Source organism: Candidatus Nitrosotalea sinensis (assembly GCF_900143675.1).
In the GTDB taxonomy this organism is placed as follows: domain Archaea; phylum Thermoproteota; class Nitrososphaeria; order Nitrososphaerales; family Nitrosopumilaceae; genus Nitrosotalea; species Nitrosotalea sinensis.
Map to the genome: position 1 here is coordinate 245,062 of NZ_FRFC01000004.1, position 21,813 is coordinate 266,874.

General features: G+C 35.9%; 25 protein-coding genes. 15 read left to right on the plus strand and 10 right to left on the minus strand.

Annotated features, from left to right (window positions below):
• A complete protein-coding gene (locus NSIN_RS07350) occupies nt 1-510 on the plus strand; it encodes a hypothetical protein (protein WP_101010543.1) in 510 nt (169 codons plus the stop codon).
• Here the strand turns inward: NSIN_RS07350 and NSIN_RS07355 are convergent.
• Entirely contained in the window at nt 502-957 is a 456-nt protein-coding gene (locus NSIN_RS07355) for a hypothetical protein (RefSeq protein ID WP_101010544.1), read from the minus strand. The two genes, NSIN_RS07350 and NSIN_RS07355, sit on opposite strands and share 9 nt — an antisense overlap.
• Nucleotide 958: 1 nt before the next feature.
• Nucleotides 959-1,105, minus strand: a complete 147-nt coding sequence (locus tag NSIN_RS09525; protein ID WP_165775282.1) for a hypothetical protein — start codon at nt 1,103-1,105, stop codon at nt 959-961.
• Nucleotides 1,106-1,238: 133 nt separating this feature from the next.
• Here NSIN_RS09525 and NSIN_RS07360 point away from each other — a divergent pair, with 133 nt between their 5' ends.
• Nucleotides 1,239-1,520, plus strand: a complete 282-nt coding sequence (locus NSIN_RS07360; RefSeq protein WP_101010545.1) for a hypothetical protein — start codon at nt 1,239-1,241, stop codon at nt 1,518-1,520.
• A 116-nt stretch (nt 1,521-1,636) separates the two neighbouring features.
• On the plus strand, nt 1,637-1,957 hold the full coding sequence (locus tag NSIN_RS07365; protein WP_101010546.1) for a hypothetical protein: 321 nt from the start codon (nt 1,637-1,639) through the stop codon (nt 1,955-1,957).
• Here the strand turns inward: NSIN_RS07365 and NSIN_RS07370 are convergent.
• Nucleotides 1,954-3,981, minus strand: a complete 2,028-nt coding sequence (locus NSIN_RS07370; RefSeq protein ID WP_245871940.1) for a thioredoxin domain-containing protein — start codon at nt 3,979-3,981, stop codon at nt 1,954-1,956. The two genes, NSIN_RS07365 and NSIN_RS07370, sit on opposite strands and share 4 nt — an antisense overlap.
• An 86-nt stretch (nt 3,982-4,067) precedes the next feature.
• Here NSIN_RS07370 and NSIN_RS07375 point away from each other — a divergent pair, with 86 nt between their 5' ends.
• Nucleotides 4,068-4,946: a hypothetical protein gene (locus tag NSIN_RS07375; protein ID WP_101010547.1), complete on the plus strand. Its 879-nt coding sequence runs from the start codon at nt 4,068-4,070 to the stop codon at nt 4,944-4,946.
• Between the two features lie 32 nt (nt 4,947-4,978).
• On the plus strand, nt 4,979-5,131 hold the full coding sequence (locus NSIN_RS09530) for a hypothetical protein (protein WP_165775283.1): 153 nt from the start codon (nt 4,979-4,981) through the stop codon (nt 5,129-5,131).
• Nucleotide 5,132: 1 nt separating this feature from the next.
• Here the strand turns inward: NSIN_RS09530 and NSIN_RS07380 are convergent, their stop codons facing one another.
• Complete coding sequence (locus NSIN_RS07380) at nt 5,133-6,137, minus strand: hypothetical protein (protein WP_101010548.1); 1,005 nt, start codon at nt 6,135-6,137, stop codon at nt 5,133-5,135.
• A 61-nt stretch (nt 6,138-6,198) separates the two neighbouring features.
• A complete protein-coding gene (locus NSIN_RS07385; protein WP_101010549.1) occupies nt 6,199-6,432 on the minus strand; it encodes a hypothetical protein in 234 nt (77 codons plus the stop codon).
• 57 nt (nt 6,433-6,489) lie between these two features.
• Between NSIN_RS07385 and NSIN_RS07390 the strand changes: the two genes are divergently transcribed.
• Nucleotides 6,490-6,945, plus strand: coding sequence for a RidA family protein (locus NSIN_RS07390; protein WP_101010550.1), 456 nt, complete (start codon nt 6,490-6,492; stop codon nt 6,943-6,945).
• On the opposite strand, the gene NSIN_RS07395 is transcribed toward NSIN_RS07390, so the two are convergent.
• Both NSIN_RS07395 and NSIN_RS07400 read right to left on the minus strand, forming a co-directional pair.
• Nucleotides 6,938-7,918 (minus strand): DHHA1 domain-containing protein, encoded by a 981-nt coding sequence (locus NSIN_RS07395; RefSeq protein ID WP_101010551.1) that lies wholly within the window; start codon nt 7,916-7,918, stop codon nt 6,938-6,940. The two genes, NSIN_RS07390 and NSIN_RS07395, sit on opposite strands and share 8 nt — an antisense overlap.
• 78 nt (nt 7,919-7,996) lie before the next feature.
• Nucleotides 7,997-8,176, minus strand: a complete 180-nt coding sequence (locus NSIN_RS07400) for a hypothetical protein (protein WP_133124113.1) — start codon at nt 8,174-8,176, stop codon at nt 7,997-7,999.
• A gap of 165 nt (nt 8,177-8,341) precedes the next feature.
• Between NSIN_RS07400 and NSIN_RS07405 the strand changes: the two genes are divergently transcribed.
• Nucleotides 8,342-9,514: a citrate synthase gene (locus NSIN_RS07405; RefSeq protein ID WP_101010553.1), complete on the plus strand. Its 1,173-nt coding sequence runs from the start codon at nt 8,342-8,344 to the stop codon at nt 9,512-9,514.
• 26 nt (nt 9,515-9,540) lie between these two features.
• On the opposite strand, the gene NSIN_RS07410 is transcribed toward NSIN_RS07405, so the two are convergent.
• The gene (locus NSIN_RS07410; protein ID WP_394340814.1) at nt 9,541-9,717 is read right to left on the minus strand and encodes a hypothetical protein; all 177 of its coding nucleotides are present in this window, start codon (nt 9,715-9,717) and stop codon (nt 9,541-9,543) included.
• On the opposite strand from NSIN_RS07410, the gene NSIN_RS07415 reads away from it, so the two are divergent.
• Nucleotides 9,716-10,204 (plus strand): hypothetical protein, encoded by a 489-nt coding sequence (locus NSIN_RS07415; RefSeq protein ID WP_245871942.1) that lies wholly within the window; start codon nt 9,716-9,718, stop codon nt 10,202-10,204. The genes NSIN_RS07410 and NSIN_RS07415 overlap by 2 nt on opposite strands.
• On the opposite strand, the gene NSIN_RS07420 is transcribed toward NSIN_RS07415, so the two are convergent.
• Nucleotides 10,193-11,467 (minus strand): glycerate kinase type-2 family protein, encoded by a 1,275-nt coding sequence (locus tag NSIN_RS07420; RefSeq protein ID WP_101010556.1) that lies wholly within the window; start codon nt 11,465-11,467, stop codon nt 10,193-10,195. The genes NSIN_RS07415 and NSIN_RS07420 overlap by 12 nt on opposite strands.
• Nucleotides 11,468-11,579: 112 nt before the next feature.
• On the opposite strand from NSIN_RS07420, the gene NSIN_RS07425 reads away from it, so the two are divergent.
• The 3 genes from NSIN_RS07425 to NSIN_RS07435 all read left to right on the plus strand — a co-directional run bounded on the left by NSIN_RS07425 (nt 11,580) and on the right by NSIN_RS07435 (nt 14,305).
• Nucleotides 11,580-12,092: a hypothetical protein gene (locus NSIN_RS07425; RefSeq protein ID WP_133124114.1), complete on the plus strand. Its 513-nt coding sequence runs from the start codon at nt 11,580-11,582 to the stop codon at nt 12,090-12,092.
• A 49-nt stretch (nt 12,093-12,141) separates the two neighbouring features.
• Entirely contained in the window at nt 12,142-13,086 is a 945-nt protein-coding gene (locus tag NSIN_RS07430) for an iron-containing alcohol dehydrogenase (RefSeq protein ID WP_101010558.1), read from the plus strand.
• Nucleotides 13,087-13,219: 133 nt separating this feature from the next.
• Nucleotides 13,220-14,305, plus strand: coding sequence for an LLM class flavin-dependent oxidoreductase (locus tag NSIN_RS07435; protein WP_101010559.1), 1,086 nt, complete (start codon nt 13,220-13,222; stop codon nt 14,303-14,305).
• Nucleotides 14,306-14,307: 2 nt separating this feature from the next.
• Here the strand turns inward: NSIN_RS07435 and NSIN_RS07440 are convergent, their stop codons facing one another.
• Nucleotides 14,308-14,730, minus strand: coding sequence for a hypothetical protein (locus NSIN_RS07440; protein WP_320410677.1), 423 nt, complete (start codon nt 14,728-14,730; stop codon nt 14,308-14,310).
• A gap of 56 nt (nt 14,731-14,786) precedes the next feature.
• Between NSIN_RS07440 and NSIN_RS07445 the strand changes: the two genes are divergently transcribed.
• Genes NSIN_RS07445 through uvrC form a run of 4 tightly spaced genes read left to right on the plus strand, consistent with a single transcriptional unit; the run spans nt 14,787 to nt 21,801 of the window.
• Nucleotides 14,787-15,419 (plus strand): pyridoxamine 5'-phosphate oxidase family protein, encoded by a 633-nt coding sequence (locus NSIN_RS07445; RefSeq protein WP_101010561.1) that lies wholly within the window; start codon nt 14,787-14,789, stop codon nt 15,417-15,419.
• Nucleotides 15,420-15,472: 53 nt separating this feature from the next.
• Nucleotides 15,473-17,413: an excinuclease ABC subunit UvrB gene (uvrB, locus tag NSIN_RS07450; protein ID WP_101010562.1), complete on the plus strand. Its 1,941-nt coding sequence runs from the start codon at nt 15,473-15,475 to the stop codon at nt 17,411-17,413.
• Nucleotides 17,406-20,225: an excinuclease ABC subunit UvrA gene (gene uvrA, locus NSIN_RS07455; protein WP_101010563.1), complete on the plus strand. Its 2,820-nt coding sequence runs from the start codon at nt 17,406-17,408 to the stop codon at nt 20,223-20,225. Before uvrB ends, uvrA begins: the two co-directional genes overlap by 8 nt.
• Nucleotides 20,215-21,801 (plus strand): excinuclease ABC subunit UvrC, encoded by a 1,587-nt coding sequence (uvrC, locus tag NSIN_RS07460; RefSeq protein ID WP_101010564.1) that lies wholly within the window; start codon nt 20,215-20,217, stop codon nt 21,799-21,801. Before uvrA ends, uvrC begins: the two co-directional genes overlap by 11 nt.
• The last annotated feature ends 12 nt before the right edge of the window (nt 21,802-21,813 follow it).

Below are 21,813 nucleotides of genomic sequence, written 5' to 3' on the forward strand. Positions count from 1 at the left end.
GTGCGGAAAAAAAAGACTCCAGGTAAGAGCAAGGCAGTACCAATAGCAATAGGCATTGGAATTACCATAGTAGTTCTTGTCATAGCAATAAATTATTATCTTGATCAGACAAGTATCTCAGGCCAGAGATTTGGTGATCAACTATCTCAGATTCAGACAGACCTAAAAAATGAGACATTAAATTTTGATGCATATCTTACCCAGTACAAGAGCGGCCAGATTTCAAAAGATCAGATGTTAAAAGTTACTGATGAACACATATCAGCAATGAAAAACATACTGCCTAGATACGACCAATTAAAAGCACCCGAGTCTTTTGGGCCAGCATTACAGTTGTTCAAGTTGTCCACAGAGACACAGATTGATAGCGATAATGCATTACGAGAATGGATAACTACAGGTGATAACGCTACCAGGGTTAAATCAGACCAGTTACTACAGCAGTCATTTCAATATGAAATGAACGCATTACAGTCATACGAGAATGCCAAATCAAAAGGTTCACAATAGTCCTCGCTCTTGTGCAAAATCCAGTACACCACTTAGCGTATCGAGTATTTTGGTTTTTTCAAGAGGAATATCTGTTGTAAATATTATTCCGAGCGTTATACTCAACATATCATGATCAGTATGAGACACCAGGATTTTATGATGGGCAATGTTTTTCTCAGTCAATAAATTCTTCCAGGCCAATATCCTTACATGTACTAGACGCAATTGTTGCTCTACATAATCAATAGTCATATCTTTGCCGTCTTCAAATATGCCAAATTTTACCATGGGCAACATTAGATATCCGCTTTTTACTAGATCATGATTTTTTAGCATCTCTTGCCTTACTTGGTATGCCTTGTCTTCAGGTTGAATGTCACCATATTCAGGTGCAAAATATCCTACCAGTGTCTTGTTATCATCATAGATTTTAAAATAATCTTCTTCAGGATTAATGGTCCACATTTTATTTGGCTGCCATCTTCTCTGCAACTTGATTTATTTTCAGAGTGCTAAGACACTTGCCACAAAAATATTCTTTTCCAGTATTAAATATGGTAGGATTTTTGCATTTTGGACATTCTTTATTGACTCTATTTACTTCAATTGGCATAGAAAAACTTGGGATCTATTTCTTCAAAAATACATGTTGTCAAATTTAATTTGCAATCACTCTAATTACTGAAGAGTCGTTCTTACTTGAAATCAAAGATTAACATTATAAACTATGTAAAGAAAAGTACGTCATGATCCCACATACAACAAGACAGTTCATTGATAGTTTGATTGATTATTACATAAGCGAGGCAGCATCATACAAACAACTTGCAAGGACATATTCTGAGGAAGTAGAAGACATAGATGCCAATGCATTTGGCATCATAGTAGGTTGTATTTACTCGGGTTTCTTGCAAGCATATCAGAATCAAAAACAAAAACCTCTGCTTGAAGACACTCAAGAATTCACACAGATGATAAAGACTAGAGCAGCACAGATAAAACGCAGTATACTTGATGCCAAGATCTAGCAAATTTTAACATACGAGTTGTTTTTAGATTGAATTCCAATTCCATTACAGGCTGGGCATAGAAATCATAAGTATTTGTGAAAGATTAAATGTAAACATTTCAACCAAGATATCAAATGTCAGAAATAGTACATTATCAAATTCAACAACTAATTGATAACGGTCAGACAGTACAACTAACACTTGTTGAAGATGTTCAAACAGAACCTGTATCTCAAAAACAATTAATGCTTGAGGCAATAAATAAAAAACTAGATCCTGAGCTTAGAGACCAAATTGCACCATTTATTGAAGCAATACTCCAAGCACAACCAACCATTGCAATCAAAAGTTATGCCCAAACATCAATCACAATTACAATGCCAAAGCGAAGATATGAAAGAATGGGAAGTCCAGCAGTAGGTCAGAGACTTGAAATCAACATGAGAAAAATCTAAACTAGTTTCTCAATATCAGACAATGTTTCAAGTGGCAAAGAACAGGTAAAGTCCTTACACACGTAGACACGAGTTTTATCATTAACAAATTCTTTTCCTGTAAAAAATTGAAGGTTTGATAGCTGTTCAAGATCATTTTTCTGATATATTATTACCATCATTGCTTCTGGAATGAATTTTTTTAAAAGATAGTCACTTATCTGAGAATCAACTGGATTAACAAGAGTTATCTCAATTGGTTTTTGCAGATACATGAATAAGGTATTTAGTAATTGTCCAAAACCAAACGGGTTTTCTGCAGCTGCAAGTGCTACAGATTCCATCAGTTGTACTGATACATCCAGAAATTTTTTCTCATTTGTCATGTGATACAATCTAAGCATCATTCCCGCAGCAACAGAATTCCCAGAAGGCAAAGACAAGTCATACAAACTCTTTGTTCTTATGATTAGTTTTTCATGATTGTCAGCAGTAAAAAAGAAATTCTTGTGTTCTGCATCCAAAAAATGATCAATTAGATAATTTGCATAATATATTGCCAGATCAAGATACTTTTTGGACGGCTTGACCTCAAAATAATCAAGCAGTGCATTTACAAAATAGGCATAATCATCAAGATATGCCTGGAGTTTTGACACTCCATCTTTATGAGTATGTAATAACTCGCCATTTTTTGTAAGTCTAGTTTCTATGAAAGATATACAATTTGTTGCAGCGTTTAGAAAATCCAACTTGCCAGTAACGCGATATCCTTTGACAAAAGCTGTAATCATCAAGGAATTCCAGCTTGTCATTATTTTATCATCCCTGCCAGGTCGGATTCTTTTGCTTCTTGCCGCATAGAGTTTTTCTTTTGATTGTTTGATTATCTGTTCAATTTCAGACTCTGGTTTACCAAAGTGAAATGCAATCGTGGACAGGTTTATGCTGTTATACAGAATTGTATTTCCCTCAAAATTACCTCCATCTGTTATATCATAATACAAACAGAATATTTCCGAGTCTTTTCCAAGTATTTCCTGAATTTCACGTTTTTTCCAAACATAGAACTTGCCCTCTTCGCCGTCAGAATCGGCATCCTCTGCAGAATAGAAACCTCCTTCAGCAGAAGTCATTTGATTGAGTACATAATTCAGTGTGTCTTTTATCACCTCAAGATATCTTGGGTCCTTTGATATTTGGTATGCCTCTGCATATACAGGAGGCAATAATGCATTATCATATAGCATCTTTTCAAAATGTGGTACAAGCCATCTAGAATCAGTAGAATATCGATGAAATCCTCCGCCTAATTGATCATACATACCACCATTTGCCATCTTGGTTAGGGTTTTGAATACAAATTCCTGAAATTTTGTGATTCCGGATAATTTAGAGTATCGCAATAGAAATGAAAGATTTGATGCATTTGGAAATTTTGGGGCTTGCCCAAATCCACCGTTTGTCATGTCTGCGATAGATAAAAGATTCACCGCGGCTTCGTCAAGCAGAGATCTTTCCAGTTTTGAATGAGTTGAGACAGATTCTGTATTTCGTAGTGTGTTTACAAGATTATCCGCAGCTTGTTCTACATCATTTGGTTTTTCCTTCCAGGCTTGAGCCAGTTGGAGAACCAGACTGCCAAACCCAGGCCTTCCATAATTATCAAGAGGTGGAAAATATGTCCCAACATAAAATGGTCGTTGGTCAGGGGTGAGAAAAACACTCAGTGGCCAGCCTCCACTACCCGTAGTCATCTGACAGACTTTTTGATAAATATCATCAATGTCAGGTCTTTCTTCTCTGTCAACCTTGATGTTGATAAAATTCTCATTCATTGTCTTGGCAATTTCTTCATTTTCGAAAGACTCGTGTGCCATAACGTGACACCAGTGACAAGCACTATATCCAATACTGAGAAATATTGGCTTGTTTTCACTTTTTGCCCTGGTTAATGCATCTTCTCCCCAAGCATACCATTGAACAGGGTTACCAGCATGCTGTAACAAATACGGACTTGATTCTTTTATCAAATTATTTGGCAATACATGATACAAGAAAATTACAGTATTTGTATTAATCTCTTTAACAGAAAGAATAATGTTACATTGAATAATGCCAAATTTGAGCGATGAAGACAATAATCATACTTTTTGCAGTTTGTGCAATCTTTTTTGCATCAGAGGCAAATAATGCATTTTCACAACAAGCCAATACATGTCAAGAACATACTATTTGTGTGCATCCAGGTGATACATTGACATATTCTATGACATTACGAGATGTAAATAGTACAGAAAATTACAATTTTAAGAACATGGTAGATAGTGACAACATCCAGGTATTACAGAATCAAGATGAATCAAACGTAAAACAAAATGCCACTTTGATACTTGATTTGAAGACAGGTTTTATTCACACTCAGAATTCTACAGATCAAAGGCCATTTCTACAAATTCTACCATCCCCCGTAGATTACAACAAATCAGATACATCCATCCTGCCAATAACAACAGAATTCAATGGGCACAAGAGGACTGCACTAGCAGTATTTCATTCCAGCGAGAACACGACATCAAAAATAGAATATGATTTAGAAACAGGAATCTTGCTAGATGAGCACTTTTCATCAATTATTACAATAAGAGGAAATCCACAAATTGTAAATGTTGCAGATAGACTGACAGATACTAACATTATAAACTCTGATTCACAATCCATAATGAATCAGAGTAGTACATCAATACCAAAATGGGTAAAAACCACTGCAAAGTCATGGTCAACAGGAGACATACAAGATTCTGAATTTATCGGTGCCATACAATATCTGATATCAAAAGGAGTCATGCATGTTCCACATGGTGCACAGGGAACAAACTCTTCCCAGTCTATACCCACATGGATAAAACACAGTACTGGAATGTGGTCAAACGATCAAATTACAGACAATGAATTTGTTCAAAGCATACAATGGCTAATTTCTAAAGGCATAATCCAGGTAGGAAATTAAGGTTTTAAATAAAACCAAAAATTTGTTCAAATATGAATTGTAAGAGGTGTCATCATACCATTGATGCTCACATGCCATCAGATGAAAGTAAATCAATTACAAAGTTTGGCAAGTGTCTGGTAAAGACTTGTACATGCACACAGTTTATCGAACCTATTGAAGAAATTGATGAAGAGTTAGTCTAGATTACTTGGTAGTAGAATTTACTGCGAGTTTTTCAGAAAGAGAAATTGTTTTTGTAGTGTTTGACACTGTACCGTTAGAGATATGAGATACAATCACATTTGCTGCAATGGCTATTTTTGTACCATTTACTGGTAATGATGATTTTGTTTCATTTGTACTAGTCTTGTTAAGAAGAGATACAGATGACTTGGTATTATTGGTAGATACCGCGACAGTTGCAGAAATTGAGACTTTGGTAGTGTTTTGCACTATGGTTACCGGAGGCATTGTAGGAGTTGTAGCATTTGTAACAGGTGCTGGAGGTGCAGGTTTTGGAAGAATTAGTTTTTGAGGAAGTGACTTTATATTGTTGATGTTTTCGGAAACTAGCATTGGGTCATATTTTGGACCAAGTATCTGTTTGAGATTATCATCATATGATGAGGTAAATGTCACTATTTGAGTGAGTTTGTCAGCATTTGCATCTGCATATTTTCCAGTGTCATTTACTGCCTCTCCAAGTGAGGCATCTAACTTTAATCCTGCAAGTCTTGCCCCAACTGGCATCACAGTGTTGAATGAAACTATATTGTAACCATCATTTGGAGTCATTGCATAGACTTCGGCAAGTGAAACAGAATCGGTGTTATTAGTAACAGATTGATCAAATATCAACACTTGTGCTTTCTGATCAAGATACTGTGGTATGTATTGCAGCTTAAGAGCATTAGCAGCTTGTAGAGTACTTGCAGAGTCCAAAAATTTCAATTTGGCTCCGATTGGTTGAGTATAATCAAACAAGACTATAGTATAACCACTTTTTGGTGTCATTGAAACAATTTCTTGTTTTGCCATAATATCCCCTGAAAAATGATAATTATCGCCAATGGCCCAGACCAACAGTCCAATAAGTACAAGAGACACAGATATTACAATCATAGAGTAACCGACTTTTCTATAATTATGAGGATTCTTGTCTTTTAGAACTGGCTTTGAGTCATCAGAAGGCTCCACAGGATTAGACATTGGTTTGACAACAATTAGGGCTGAATTTAATCTTTTATTGAACCAATAAATGATGGTCAGACTATTGCCTGGATTGATCCATCTTGAACACTTGAATTGTTAATAGATCCAGTGCTTTTTTTAGATGCTCAAATTCTTCCACAAAGTGTTTTTGGTTTTCTGCAAGTATCTTGAGTATACCCATTAAGGATTGTTTTTCACGATCAGTTGATGCTGCCTCTAACGCACTAATTTTTGATATGAGAATATCCAATTCTTTTTTCATTTCAGGTCCGTGTGCTTTGGTCTTGTGCATTAGATTTCATCCACCTTATCACATATGAATATATAAAATAAAATCATTGAAAAACACATGATCGAACAAAAACTCAAATCATTAGGCATCATCCTCAGTACGCCTCCAAAACCTGCAGGGTCATACATTCCAGTAGTAAGGACAGGCAACCTAGTCTTTGTATCAGGTCAGATCCCAGTAAAAGATGGGCAGGTAGAGTACAAGGGTCAAGTACCTACAACCACATCAATAGAGGATGCTCAAAAAGCTGCCAAATTGTGCATAATCAATGTACTATCTCAATTAAACTCAGAGCTTGGTACATTAGATAACATATCAAAGATTGTTAGGGTTTCAGGATTTGTAAATAGCTCACCAGAATTTTACGAACATCCAAAGATAATCAATGCAGCATCAGATCTTTTGGTAGAAATATTTGGAGAAAAAGGCAAGCATACAAGAATTGCAGTAGGTGTTGCAAGCCTTCCTCTTAATTCAGCAGTGGAGATTGACCTTGTTGCTGAGATTAGCTAAGCTTTGAGTTGAATTTTTTTAAAAACAAAGAAATTTTTTCTTTTGGAATAACTGCACCGCAGGCTTTGTCATGCCCTCCTCCAGAGCCTCCCAAATCAGTTGCAAGTTGATTCACAATTCTACCCAAGTGTACCTTACATGACTTGGCACCTCGAACAGATACAGCGTAAATTCCTTGTTCTTCACGAAGCTTGTACGATACACCAACTTCTTTCCCAGATAAACCAAGTACAAAATTTACGGCCATACTTGCGCCAGAATCTGTTACCTCCATGTATGACAAGTTTTTCATTTTTTTCATGTTTTCTTTAACTTTTTGAATAACACCTGAAATTTTTTCGGCTTGCAGTCTAGCATATTCAAATGTATTTGGCAATTCATGTGGATACTTTTGTTCACTCAGCTCATCAACGAGATAAAGTAGAAATTCATTATCTTTTTGATGACTAGTAATATTAAATGTAAGAACAGTAGCTTCAAGAAGAACAAATTGTCGGTCAAATCTTTGCAACAGTTTTGAACCAACAGGCCTGTCCTCCATATAATCAGTCACTGCAGAACATGCAGCAATGAATGAGCTATGATCAGTTAATTTTGATTTGAATGTGTCATACACTTGGACTGTTGTGCATTCATTGACTTGATGTACGAGTTTGACCTTTAGCGCTTTGATCTTCTTTTTAATGGAATCTTCTATGTCGTGGTGATCAATATATGTTATGGAAACTTTCTTTTTTCTTAAATCCTTCAAAACTTCAACAAACTGATCCTGATTTGTTTTGCTCAAGCCAAGATCACATATGAACAAGGTTTTTAGCTTCTCGTCTTCTTTTAGTTGCTCTAGTTCCTTCATCAATCCAGGATAATCTACAAGTCTAGTTTCTCCTCCAAATGCTTGCCTAATGAGAGATGCCGCACCTATTCCATCTGCATCTTCTTTATGAGAAATACAGATAGTTTTTGTTCTTGCCAACGAATTAACAAGGAAAAATTACCCTCATTTAAACTGCAATTCTGAGAATCAAGTAGCAAATCATGAAACTTTATTGAATTAAATTCTTGATTTCTTGATACTCATGTAAGTCTTAAATTCAGAGACGAGAACTTGATGACCCTTGACATCTTGCAATACTACGCAGTACATATCATAGAAAGAAATCCCTAGCAATCTAGACTCTCTGTCAAGATCAGAGATCTCTTGCAATATTCGAGGATCCTTTGTTTCTACCACGAAATTGTCTACCATTCGAACAAATTCGTCATCCCATTGACTCATTTCTACCAATTCATTACAAATTTTGCTATAATTGCCAGAGTTATTAGATTAGACTAACTGCTTAATTTTTTATTTATCAAATTAGTAATAATTTAATACGTATTTTTTCCAATATATCCCGTGCAGACAAAGAATATCGGTCTTAGGAACATAGAAGTGGCAGACACTAAAATTTCATCAATTGACGGCATAAATGGCAAGTTAATTTACAGAGGATATGACGTCTTAGATCTAGTCAAAAAATCAACATTTGAAGAAACTTCGTGCCTTTTACTTAATGATGATCTACCAACACATGATGTTCTTTCTTCATTTTCAGACAAACTTGTGGCAACACGTGAGATTCCAGAAGGGTTGGAAGAGACATTAAGAAATATGCCAAAGACTGCAAACCCCATGGATGTACTTCAATCAACAGTATCCATGATGGCAGTATACGACAAAGAAAAAACAGACGATAGAAATACAAATTACAACAGAGCAATTAACCTAATTTCAAAGATTCCAATCATTGTGGCATGCTGGGATAGAATTAGAAATGGAAAGGAAATCATCCAACCATCAAAAAAACTAAATCATGCAGGGAATTTTTTGTACATGCTTACAGGAAAGGAACCCGATACAGAAGCAGCACGCATTTTTGATATTTGCCTAATATTACATGCAGAACACAGTTTTAACGCATCAACTTTTGCAGCAAGAGAAGTAGCATCAACGCGCGCAAATATGTATGCGGCAGTTAGTGCAGCTGTAGGTGCACTAAGTGGAGAACTTCACGGAGGTGCAAATTTCCAGGTAATGAAGATGCTTTTAGAGATAGGCTCAGAATCAAAAGTAGAACAATGGATAAAAGAGAAACTTGCAAAGAGCCAAAAAATAATGGGTATGGGTCATGCAGTATACAAGACATTTGATCCAAGAGCAGAGGTATTACGAGAACTGTCACGAAGATTAGCAGAGAAAACAGGTCAGCCTTGGTACGGCATTACAAAGAAAGTTGAAGAAATAACAGAAGGAGAAATGAAAAAGATCAAAAGCTCAGATATTTTTCCAAATGTGGATTTGTACAGTGCATCAGTGTATTACATGCTTGGCATTCCAATGGATCTTAACACACCAATATTTGCAATATCAAGAGTATCTGGTTGGACTGCTCATATAATAGAAGAAAAATTTGCAGAGGCTGCTCCAAAGCCAATGCTGTACAGACCAAAAGCAGTCTATGTTGGCAAGTATTGTGGACCATCAGGGTGTGAATACATTTCAATTGAAAAACGTCTTGCGCTGAGTTAAAATTTTACAACCGGTTTTAGAAAAAATTAATTTCTATTTGCCAACCAATCTTTTGCTTTTGAATCTATATCATGTCTATGTAAAACATGAAAGACCATTTCATAGAAAGTAATTCCACGCTTTTGTGCTTCACAATCAATCCATTTTAGACCTTCTGCAAGCTCTGGATCATATTCTGAAAAATCTACTAGTTCGTCTACCATGTTTGTAAAAAAGGAATTTGCTTCTAGCACGATAACAGGTTTTTATTTTTCTTATTCAGTAGTATACAGAAAATATATTGACATATTTGGTAAATATGTTGACATGGAGCATGTTTACTTTTTTGATGGTGATCAAAAAAAGATCTCATGGATAATTGAGAATGAACAAGCAAGGTTTGAAGAAAGCAGGATGCATGCAGAATATTTTTACAACATTGTAACACCAGAGCAGTCAAGATACATTGCACTTCATGTAGGAATATTTTGGGGCATAGGCAGATTCATAATAAAAAATTCCGACATTGTAAAAATAATGTTAGATCACCAATCAATGTTCGAATGTCTTTCTGAAAATAAACAAACTGATGATGTTTTCATAGAAAGACGACTTGGATTTATCAAACAGATGTTCAGACAAAGAAATCTCAATGTGAAATACCAAAGAATAGATCAAAGTGAAAACAAAGCAAGTAAATTACTTTGTTAATACAACACCAACATCCAACAAGTTTGTACCAGTATAACCAGTAAAGATCAATCCACCATATTTTTTGAAGAAATCATGAGAATTATTATCAGCAAGATACTTTGTGACATTGTTCATAGGCTTATCTGATTGCCATATTGCACCCGCACAACTAGTATTACCATCAATTCCATCTGTTCCCAAAGATACAACAGTAGAATTCTTACTTTGCTTTGAAAGATTATGAGAAATGCGTAAAACTAATTCTTGGTTTCTGCCGCCCTTTCCTTTTCCTTTTACAACAACTGTGCTTTCACCACCAAATATTATGCAGTATTTTTTTCTAGTAGCAATTTTAGATAACTTCATACTGAGATCTATAACATTAGAAGAGATATTTTTTACAACTTTAACAGTATAGCCTAAATTTTGTGCACGATGTTTCATTGCATCAAGACAATCATCATTTGATGCAATGACAACATTTGGTATCTTTGCCATCTTTGGTGTTTCGTCGATCTTACCTTTTATTCCAAAATTGATATGCTGTAAGACATTTTTTGGAACAAGTCTATCAAGATGATATTTTTTCAAGATCTTTTTTGCATCAGAAAAGGAAGTAAAATCACAATAAGTCATACCGGATGCAATACTAGACATATCATTTCCTACAACATCAGACATTACAAGTGATACTGCATCAGATCTCAGATGTTCCAGCAATTTACCTCCTTTGATCTTTGAGAGGTGTTTGCGTACACAGTTTATCTCTTGAATACTTGCTCCAGATTGTAGTAGCAGTTTTGTTGTCTTTTGCTTTTCTCTCAGCGTTATTCCATCAGGCAGTGATACAAGCGATGATGTACCACCTGATATCAAAAATATGACCAGATCCTTAGTTGTAGCAGTACTAATGTATTTTACAACAGATTTTGCGGCAGCAATGCTGTTTTTGTTTGGAAAGGGATGGCCGGCAGTGATTACTTTGAATTTCTTTGCATCTACCTTGATTTTAGTAGGCGAAATTATTATTCCACCATCTACGCAGATAAGAGAATCAACAGTACGTGCCATCAAATGTGACGCTTTTCCAACAGATACAACTAGAATTTTTTCATATTTTCTGAGATTAATTTTTCCATGTGGTAATATGAGAGAGTTATTTTTTATGATTTTTTTTAGATAGAGACTTGGATCTGCTGCAGCAAGACCAGTTTTTATTATATCAAGTGCATCCTTTTTTGCAGAATTTGTAGATAATGATTGAAAATTCCCAATTATCATTTACCTATAACACATATCAACTAAAAATTGGATCAATTTAGAGTCTTTTTATTTATTGATTAGAATACCTTTGTTACACTTTTTTTATATAGAAGCAATTACAAGCAATATTGTGTTCTGGAAAAATAATTCAAAAACATCCATAATGGCAATACTTGGAGTGTTGGTACTAGTTTCAGTTGTCGCACCAGCCTATGCAGACCAAGTTGTCAAGCCAACTAGTGCTGGAACATTAAACGTAGGTTTTGAAACAAATCCTGCAACTCCAAACCCAGGGGATCAAACTGAGCTTAAAATCAGTTTTATCAATAAAAAAGACAACACATTACAACAGCACATAGATTACAAAGTATCAGTGACACAAGGAGACAACCAAGTATTTGGTACACAAGTAACCCACACTGCAGAAGGTGCTGTCAGCATACCATTTCAATTCCAGACAGCAGGAACATACCAAGTCACAGTAGAGGTTCAGGGCATTCTATTCCAACCAATCCCTCCAGAGACAGCTAGTTTTGACATCGTGGTAGGTCCAGCAGTGCCAGAGTTTGGCCCAATGGCAGGAATGATTATTGCAATATCAATAGTCAGTGTAATAGCAATATCAAGAAAAGTGCACATTTAATCTGCAAAAAGGCAATAGTATAATAATTGTAGCAAGCCCTAGTTTTTTTATGAATACAGTCAGAATGCCAAAGACAATTAATTTCGGCAAAAATGCATTGTCCGAAACTCAATATCCAAAAAATGCACTTGTTGTTACAACAGCTCCACCTGATGTTTCAGCCAAGTGGCTTGCAAAAATGAATATTCAAGATTACATGTTATATGACAAAGTAGAACCAGAACCATCTATTGAGACAGTAAACAAGGTGATGGCAGAATTCAAACCAAAAAACCCATCTGCAATAATCGGTCTTGGAGGTGGAAGTTCATTGGATGTAGCAAAATATGCAGGAATGGAAATGAAAATTCCAAAAATACTCATACCAACAACATTTGGAACTGGCGCAGAGATGACTACTTACTGTGTTTTAAAATTTGATGGAAAGAAAAAGCTCTTACAAGATGAGAGATTCCTTGCAGACATGGCAGTAATTGATGCATATTTCATGGAAGGAACACCCGAAGCAATAGTTAAAAATTCCGTCTGTGATGCATGCGCACAAGCAACTGAAGGATATGACAGCAAAAGAGGAAATGAATTCACAAAGATGCTATGCAAATCAGCTTTTGATGTTCTGTATGATGCAATAATGAACAACAAGCCAGAGAACTATCCATTTGGTTCAATGTTGTCAGGAGTAGGATTTGGCAATGCGTCAACCACATTAGGTCATGCATTATCATATGTCTTCTCAAATGAAGGTGTACCACACGGATATTCACTATCGTCATGCACTACAGTAGCACATAGATTCAACAAATCAATCTTCTACGACAGATTCAAAGAAGTGATTGAAAAACTAAAGTTTGACAAATTAACGTTAAAGGCACCATTTGATCAAGCAGCAGATGTGGTCATGACAGACAAGGGCCATTTAGATCCAAATCCACTACCAGTGACAAAACAGGATGTTGTTCAACTCTTAAAAGACATAGTAGACGGCAAACTCTAGGTCACAACTATCTTTTTACTTTTTTAGAATAAATTCAATTTTTTCAATGCATGCTGACTCGAAATTGGCAAATATCCTCTCGGATTACTAGACTTAAATACACCTAATTTGAGACAACAATAGGATTTCGCAAATGGTAAAATTTGGAATTCAACAGGGACTCAATGTTGCAAGACTTGGTCTAAATGAGGACCAGATAATTACTGCCTGTGTTTTGGCAGACAAGATAGGATATGATTCTATTTGGTACATGGATCACAGTAATGTTCCACAGTGGAACAAGGCAATAGTGAATGATCCATGGGTCATGCTTTCTGCAATAGCAGCAGTAACACAGAGAGTAGAACTTGGAACCTGTGTTACAGATGCAGTTAGAAGACATCCATCAAACATAGCACTAGCCACAATTACACTTGACAGAGTTTCACATGGAAGAGGAACACTTGGAATAGGCGCAGGAGAGGCACAAAATCTCAAGGAATTCAAAATACAGTGGGATAAACCAGTTGGCAGATTTGAAGAACAACTCCAAGTAATAAAATTGCTTTTTAATTCATCTCCAGAAAACAGAGTTAATTTCAATGGAGACTTTTACCAACTCGAAGAAGCATGTCTACAAGCAAAAAGTGTTCGTAAACCTGCACCACCAATCTACATGGCAGCAGGAGCACCAAGAACACTTGCATTATGTGGAAAATATGGAGATGGATGGATTCCAATAGGATACACTCCAGAGTTGTACGAAGAACATGTAAAGGCAATCAAGACATCCATGAAAGAAAATGGAAGAAAAGATGATAATTTCAATTATGCAGTTGACATTGATGTATACTTTTCAGATGATGCTGAAAGTGCATGGGCAAAAATGAAAAATGCTGTAAAAGTAAGCTTGTTCAAACCTGAAGTTCTCAAAGTTCACGGGATTGAAGATATTGCAGGATTTGATTTCAAGAAATACTTTACAGAATATTCCATGTCAAACCAAGAATGGATAGTAAAGATGAGAGAAGCAGCACAAACAATACCTGACAAAGTAGCACGCTCATCAATAGGAATGGGAACCCCTGATGACATCATACCAGTATTTGAGAGATTCATGAAAGCAGGTGTAAATCACTTTATTGTAAGATTCTGGGGTTCAGGATACTTTGGTTCTATTGACAAGTTTGCATCAACCATAATGCCTTATTTCAAGGACCAAAATAATCCAAGAAAGTAGTTTTACAGATATCTGTAAATTGTAAGCCTCTCAGAATTTGGCAGATCTGACACAAGTGCAAAATTATAGAGCGGATAAAATTTCTTGTATTCTTTCATAAAGCTCCAAGCAACATCATGTGTCTTAAACTCAGATCTGATGCCATCAATACGAGTTTCCACCCCACAAATATCAAATACTTTGATAAGATATTTTTGAGGCTTTTTGTGAGGTTTTGCTTTTAAGATCCATGCAATAGCAAATACAAAGACCGCCATCATTATCAAGGCAGCCCCAATCTCTTTGAAATATACTGCAAAAAATGACGGTATTGTATTTCCAAACAAGGTATACACATAACTTGCAAAACCAATGACAGAACTCACTATAACACCAGTAAACATTTCTGACTGGTATGCTCTTTTCATATCCTGTGTTAGGACCACTTACATTTATCTATTAAAACCATACGCAGAAATATCATGCATGATAACAACACCATATGCAACTTTTAGGGCGACTAGAGATAAAATCACAAGAAAGGATAATTGAATTTCTCAATAAGCAAGAAACTGGTAGAGTTTGCAGTATTGATGAAAATGGATACCCACAGATAATACCGATGAACTTTGTATACGCAAATGGCTCGATATACATGCATTCTCACCCACGCGGAGAAAAACTGGAGAACATGACAAGAAACTCAAAGGTAGGCTTTGAAGCAGATCAAAGCCTTGAATTTTTACCATCATATTTTACCTCCCCTACAGATGCGTCTCAGGCAGATACACTATACATCAGTGTAGTGATAAAGGGAAACGCCACAATTGTTTCAAATCCAAAAGAAAAAGCAATGGCACTAAATGAACTGATGAAAAAATATCAACCAGAAGGAGGATATGAAGAACTCTCACAGAACATGAAAGTGGTCGAAGAGGTTGCAATAATCAAAATTGTCCCAGTAACAATGAGAGGCAAGTACAAAATAGGTCAACACATGGATAAAAAAACAAGATTAGAGATTGCAAAAAAAATTCTAGAACGAAATAGCTCTAATGCAAAACACACTGTAAATATCATGGGCATAATAGAAACAAAAGAAGGTCTCCAAGTTTCAAAAGAACCTAATTGGTAGTCATGATATAGACACCATTCCTTTAAATTTGAAATAAGAGAAAAACATAACGCTTGTTAAAAAACCCAAGTTTTGAACTAGAATCAGACTTTAGCCCTACAGGTGATCAACCAGAGGCAATAGAAAAATTAATTCAAGGAATACAAAAAAAGAAGATACAGACTCTACTTGGAGTTACAGGTAGCGGCAAGACATTCACAGTTGCAAATGCAATTGCAAGGACGGGAAAAAATACACTTGTGATATCACATAACAAAACTTTAGCTGCTCAGCTTTACGCAGAGCTCAAACAATTCTTTCCAAAAAACAATGTAGGTTATTTTGTATCGTATTACGACTATTATCAACCAGAAAGCTATATCCCACAGACTGATACATATATTGAAAAAGATACTGCAATAAATGAAAAGATAGAAAAACTAAGACTGGAAGCAACTGCAATGCTTCTATCTGGAGAACCTACAATAATCATAGCCACGGTTTCTTGCATTTACTCGCTAGGTTCTCCAAGTGAATGGGAAACAATGGCAATCACAATTGAAAAAGATGCTGAAATTGGGAGAAGTTCTTTAATAAAAAAACTAGTAAATGCAAGATATGACAGAAATGACACAGAATTACTTGCAGGAAGATTCAGAATCAAAGGAGACACCATAGACATCATACCGGCATATTCAGATTCAATTGTCAGGATTTCACTATTTGGAGATGATGTAGAAAAAATATCAATATGTGATCCAGTTTCACTCAAAGAAAAAAAACAAATATCAAAAATCAAAATTTATCCTGCAAAACATTATCTAGTTGCGGCAGATGTAAGAAAAACAGCAATACAATCAATCAGAAATGAATTAAAACAGAGATTATCAGAACTGCCTGAGCTTGAAAGGCAGAGATTAGAGATGAGAACAAAATACGACCTAGAGATGATAGAAGAATTAGGATATTGTTCAGGAATCGAAAATTATTCAAGACATTTTGATGGAAGAAAATCAGGTGAACCTCCATTTTGTCTTTTAGATTTTTTTGGAGAAGATTTTCTCCTTGTAATTGACGAGTCACATGTGACATTGCCCCAGATTCATGGAATGTACAATGGGGATCATACAAGAAAAAAATCTTTGATCGACTATGGATTTAGACTTCCAAGTGCATTTGACAACAGACCGCTCAAGTTTGAAGAATTTGAAAAATATATCAAAAACACAATTTTTGTATCTGCAACGCCAGGGGAGTATGAAAGAAAAAATAGTTTTCAAATCGTAGAACAACTAATCAGGCCAACAGGACTTGTAGATCCTACAGTGGAAATACGAAAAACCACAAACCAAATGGATGATTTGATCCTAGAAATCAAAAAACGTGTGGAGAAAGACCAACGAGTATTGGTTACAACATTAACAAAAAGAATGGCAGAAGATCTTGCAGAATATTTAGCAAAAAACAAGGTAAAAGTAAGATACTTGCATTCAGAGATTGAAAATTTACAGAGAACTGAGATAATCAGGCAGCTCAGATTAGGAGAATTTGATGTGTTAGTAGGCATAAATCTACTACGAGAGGGTTTGGACATACCTGAGGTCTCATTGGTAGCAATACTTGACGCTGATAAGGAAGGGTTTTTGAGGAACATAACAAGCTTGATTCAGACATTTGGAAGAGCAGCAAGAAACAAGGATGGCTCAGTAATAATGTATTCTGACACCATAACCCAGTCGATAAAACTTGCAATGACAGAAACAGATAGAAGAAGAACAAAGCAGATAGAATACAATCAAAAGATGGGAATAACACCAACTACAATTGTGAAAGCAATTCCACAACAGACTGTTGTTTTAGATGAAACAAAACACATGTCAAAGCACGATATCCAAGCACTTGCAATAGAGATAGAGGCAAACATGAAACGCTATGCAGAAGATCTTGATTTTGAACGCGCAATTGAATATAGAGACAGATTAACCAAAATACAAAAACAATTACAAAATGACTGACAAACTAATTATCCGCGGTGCAAGAGAGCACAACTTGAAAAATATCAATGTAGACATTCCAAAGAATAAGCTAGTAGTAATTACAGGTCTGTCAGGATCTGGGAAATCAACACTAGCATTTGATACCATATATGCAGAAGGACAGCGAAGATATGTAGAATCTCTTTCAGCATATGCACGACAATTTCTTGAGATGATGAACAAGCCAGATGTTGACTCAATTGAAGGGCTTTCACCTGCAATATCAATACAACAAAAAACTACAAGCAAAAATCCTAGATCTACAGTTGGAACTATAACTGAGATTTATGATTATCTAAGATTACTATATGCCAGGATAGGGGTACCCCATTGTCCCAGATGTGCCCGCAAGATATCAAATCAATCAGTTGAATCAATCTGTGAATCAATACTAAAAGAATCAGAAGGAAAGAAAATTTTGATTCTAGCGTCACTTGTAAGAAGGAAAAAGGGAACTTATGAAAAACTCTTTGAGCAAGTAAAAAAACAAGGATACTCTAGAATTAGAATAGATGGAGAAATAATAGAATTAGACGGTGAGCTTCCAGTACTTGACAAACAAAAATGGCACAACATCGAGATAGTTGTTGACAGGGTCAAGGCATCATGGGAAGAAAAAAGTAGACTGTATGAATCCATCCAGACTGCATTAAAGGCAGGAAAAGGCGATGTGATGGTTGTGGATACTGAAGAAAAGATATTTTCGCAAAACAATGCATGTCCATTTTGTGGAATATCTATTGGAGAATTGGAACCAAGAGGATTCTCATTTAATTCTCCATTTGGAGCATGTAAGACATGTCACGGATTGGGAGTAAAGATGGAATTTGATCCTGATTTGCTAATACCAGACAAGACCAAGTCAATATTAGATGGTGCAATAGTTCCATGGTCTGGAAGATTTTCATCATTTAGAAGGCAGACATTGCGAGATGTTGGAAAAAAATATGGTTTTGACTTGATGACCCCAATTAACAAAATGACGCCAAAACAAATTCAAATAATTCTGTATGGAAGTAATGAGGCAGTAAAATTCTCGTACGAGTCCCAATCAACTGATTCACGATGGGAATACACAAATAACTTTCAGGGAGTAATACCAAGTCTACAGAGAAATTTTGCAGAAACAGACTCTGAATCAAAAAGAGAAGAATTGAGCAAATTCATGCAAGAAACTCCTTGTAATTTATGCAAAGGAAGGAGATTAAAAGATGAGGCACTTGCAGTTTCTATAAATTCTCTTTCCATTATGGATGTATGTGATTTATCAATAGATTCATGTTACGAGTTTTTCAAAAACTTGCAGCTAAGTGAAACAGAAAGATACATTGCCAAATCAATCCTAAAAGAAGTTCTATCAAGACTAGAATTTTTAAGAAATGTTGGATTAAACTATCTCACACTCAACAGAGTTAGTTCTACATTATCAGGTGGTGAAGCACAAAGAATTCGACTTGCTACCCAGATAGGATCAAATCTCACGGGAGTGTTGTATGTATTAGATGAGCCTACCATTGGTCTACATCAAAGAGACAATGCTAAACTAATCAAGACACTTACAAAACTTCGCGACCTTGGAAATACCATACTGGTAGTAGAACATGATGAAGAAGTAATGCGAAGTTCAGATTGGATAATTGATCTTGGCCCAGATGCTGGAATACATGGAGGAAATGTAGTTTTTGAGGGCACAATAAACGACATTTTGAAAAGTGACAAATCAATTACAGGAAAATATCTAAGAGATCACAATGCAATAAAATTGGCAAAAAAAAGACATGAGCAAAAGAGCAAACTTGTTCTCAAAGGAGCAACAGAGAACAATCTCAGAAATATCGATGTAGAATTTCCACTAGGAATGATGGTTACAATAACAGGAGTATCCGGTTCTGGTAAATCTACACTTGTAAACGACATATTGTACAAAGCACTTGCAGCGGAGATTTATGGTTCTACTGACAGGCCTGGAAGACACAAGGGAATAAGCGGAATGGACGAGATAGACAAAGTCATAGGCATAGATCAGTCCCCAATAGGACGAACACCGCGTTCAAATCCTGCCACATACATAGGCGCATTTACACCAATAAGAGAATTATACGCAGGAACTGAGCTTTCAAAGGAAAGAGGCTACACACCAGGCCAATTTTCATTTAATGTGGCAGACGGGAGATGTTTTGCCTGTGAGGGTGACGGGGTCAAAAAGATAGAGATGCAGTTCCTATCAGATGTATATGTCATATGCGATGAGTGTAAAGGAAAACGCTACAACTCTGAAACACTTGCTGTTCACTACAAGGACAAGAACATTTCAGACGTTCTTGCAATGACTGTTGATGAGGCTTTGGAATTTTTTATAAACATACCATCCATTCAGAGAAAGCTCAAGACTATATCAGATGTAGGTCTGGGATACATCAAGCTTGGCCAGGCCGCAACTACACTATCTGGTGGTGAAGCTCAACGTGTAAAACTTGCATCAGAACTCTCAAAACGAGATACTGGAAGAACAGTCTACATCTTAGATGAGCCTACCACAGGACTTCATTTTGCAGATGTGCAGAAACTATTGGAGGTATTAAACAGACTAGTAGACCTAGGAAATACAATAATCATAATAGAACACAATATGGACGTAATAAAAAATTCAGATTGGATAATTGATCTTGGTCCAGAAGGGGGAGATGGTGGAGGCACTGTTGTAGCAACGGGAACTCCAGAGCAGATCTCACACAATCCTCTAAGTTATACCGGACAATACTTGAAGCACATTATAAAAAATGATTCTTGACATAACAAAAATTTCGATTCCATCTCATCCTGGAATCTACATTATGAAAGACAAGGCAGATACAATACTATACATAGGAAAAGCAAAAAATCTAAAAAATCGTGTCAAATCGTATTTTTTGAAAAATCAGAATTATAAAACACAGAAACTGGTCGAAAAAATTTCAGATATAGAATTTGTCTTGACAGATAATGAAGAAGAGGCATTTCTATTGGAGGCAAATATGATAAAAAGATACAGACCACCATACAACATTGAACTTAAAGATCAGCAAAGATACACGTACCTTAGGATAACAAATGAGGAATTTCCTCGCCTTATGGTTGCAAGGAGGACAAGGACCGGTCAATTTTTAGGCGGAGGCAGGGTTTACGGCCCATTTACACACGGAAGCTCAAAGATGTTATCAATAGGCCTTCTTCGTAAAACATTCAAGATAAGAATATGTAAAAAACTGCCAAAAGAAGCATGTCTTGAATATCACTTGGGAAACTGTGAGGCACCGTGCCAATTTGAGCAGGCTAGACAAGATTACAACAAGCATGTAGCAGATCTAGAATCAATTCTAAGGGGCAAACAAAAATTAGGAGAATTTACTCGCACGTTAGAAAACGAAATGAAACAAGCATCAGAGAACATGCAATATGAAAAGGCAAAAGAAATACATGAAACATTGCAAAGATTGGGCAATCTCCAAATCAAACAGAAGATGGAGTCTACAAAAATTGGCTCAAATGAAGAATATTTTGGAATAAAAATAAAAGATCAAACAGCATACATCATGAGTTTCAAACTCTCAAATGGTGTAATAAAGGACAGGAACAAATTTTCTTTTGATTTGGTTGGCGACAATTCATTTTCAAGTTTTCTGTCACAATACTATTCCACAAATTCTATTCCAAGATTTGTCATAGTAAATGAGATACCAGATAAAAAAGAGATTTTGGAAGAAGTTCTATCACGAGAAGCAGGTACAAATGTAAGCATAATATCGCCCACATCTGGAAAAAGGCGCGAGATTATCAATTTAATTATGAAGAATTTATTGTTGATTGCTACAAAAGGAGTAGATCCTGCATTAATTGAGCTTCAAGAGATATTAAATCTGAAGAACGTTCCAAACAAAATAGAATGTTTTGACATTTCAAACCATGGCAGAGATTATGCAGTAGGTTCCATGTCATGCATGGTAGAAGGAAAACCACAAAAGTCAGGATATAGAAAATTCAGAATAAAGTCAGTTCAAGGACAGGACGATTTTGCTATGATAAATGAGATTGTAAAGCGACGTTACCTCAAACTCAAGGAAGAAAAATCAGAAATGCCTGACATGGTACTGATTGATGGTGGTAGAGGACAGCTAAATGCCGCACTTGATGCGTTATATGCAATAGGAGTAGACATACCGTGTATTTCCCTTGCAAAAGAAAATGAGGAAATCTACCATCCAGATCAGATAAAACCAATCAGTTTGCCACGAAATAGCCAAGCACTCAAAATTCTGCAGCATGCAAGAGATGAAGCACACCGATTTGGAGTTTCATACAATAGCGCAATTCGCAAGTTTACAAACTAGTGGAATTACAAC

What these genes read in the sequence shown, in the direction of transcription:
- NSIN_RS07410 (WP_394340814.1), bottom strand. Translation starts at nt 9,717, where the DNA reads ATGGTAGACGAACTAGTAGATTTTTCAGAATATGATCCAGAGCTTGCA.
- uvrA (WP_101010563.1), top strand. Translation starts at nt 17,406, where the DNA reads ATGACTGACAAACTAATTATCCGCGGTGCAAGAGAGCACAACTTGAAA.
- NSIN_RS07445 (WP_101010561.1), top strand. Translation starts at nt 14,787, where the DNA reads ATGCAACTTTTAGGGCGACTAGAGATAAAATCACAAGAAAGGATAATT.
- NSIN_RS07375 (WP_101010547.1), top strand. Translation starts at nt 4,068, where the DNA reads ATGAAGACAATAATCATACTTTTTGCAGTTTGTGCAATCTTTTTTGCA.
- NSIN_RS07390 (WP_101010550.1), top strand. Translation starts at nt 6,490, where the DNA reads ATGATCGAACAAAAACTCAAATCATTAGGCATCATCCTCAGTACGCCT.
- NSIN_RS07420 (WP_101010556.1), bottom strand. Translation starts at nt 11,467, where the DNA reads ATGATAATTGGGAATTTTCAATCATTATCTACAAATTCTGCAAAAAAG.
- NSIN_RS07365 (WP_101010546.1), top strand. Translation starts at nt 1,637, where the DNA reads ATGTCAGAAATAGTACATTATCAAATTCAACAACTAATTGATAACGGT.
- NSIN_RS09530 (WP_165775283.1), top strand. Translation starts at nt 4,979, where the DNA reads ATGAATTGTAAGAGGTGTCATCATACCATTGATGCTCACATGCCATCA.
- NSIN_RS07380 (WP_101010548.1), bottom strand. Translation starts at nt 6,137, where the DNA reads ATGTCTAATCCTGTGGAGCCTTCTGATGACTCAAAGCCAGTTCTAAAA.
- uvrC (WP_101010564.1), top strand. Translation starts at nt 20,215, where the DNA reads ATGATTCTTGACATAACAAAAATTTCGATTCCATCTCATCCTGGAATC.
- NSIN_RS07415 (WP_245871942.1), top strand. Translation starts at nt 9,716, where the DNA reads ATGTTTGTAAAAAAGGAATTTGCTTCTAGCACGATAACAGGTTTTTAT.
- NSIN_RS07430 (WP_101010558.1), top strand. Translation starts at nt 12,142, where the DNA reads ATGAATACAGTCAGAATGCCAAAGACAATTAATTTCGGCAAAAATGCA.
- NSIN_RS07360 (WP_101010545.1), top strand. Translation starts at nt 1,239, where the DNA reads ATGATCCCACATACAACAAGACAGTTCATTGATAGTTTGATTGATTAT.
- NSIN_RS07355 (WP_101010544.1), bottom strand. Translation starts at nt 957, where the DNA reads ATGTGGACCATTAATCCTGAAGAAGATTATTTTAAAATCTATGATGAT.
- NSIN_RS07435 (WP_101010559.1), top strand. Translation starts at nt 13,220, where the DNA reads ATGGTAAAATTTGGAATTCAACAGGGACTCAATGTTGCAAGACTTGGT.
- NSIN_RS09525 (WP_165775282.1), bottom strand. Translation starts at nt 1,105, where the DNA reads ATGCCAATTGAAGTAAATAGAGTCAATAAAGAATGTCCAAAATGCAAA.
- NSIN_RS07385 (WP_101010549.1), bottom strand. Translation starts at nt 6,432, where the DNA reads ATGCACAAGACCAAAGCACACGGACCTGAAATGAAAAAAGAATTGGAT.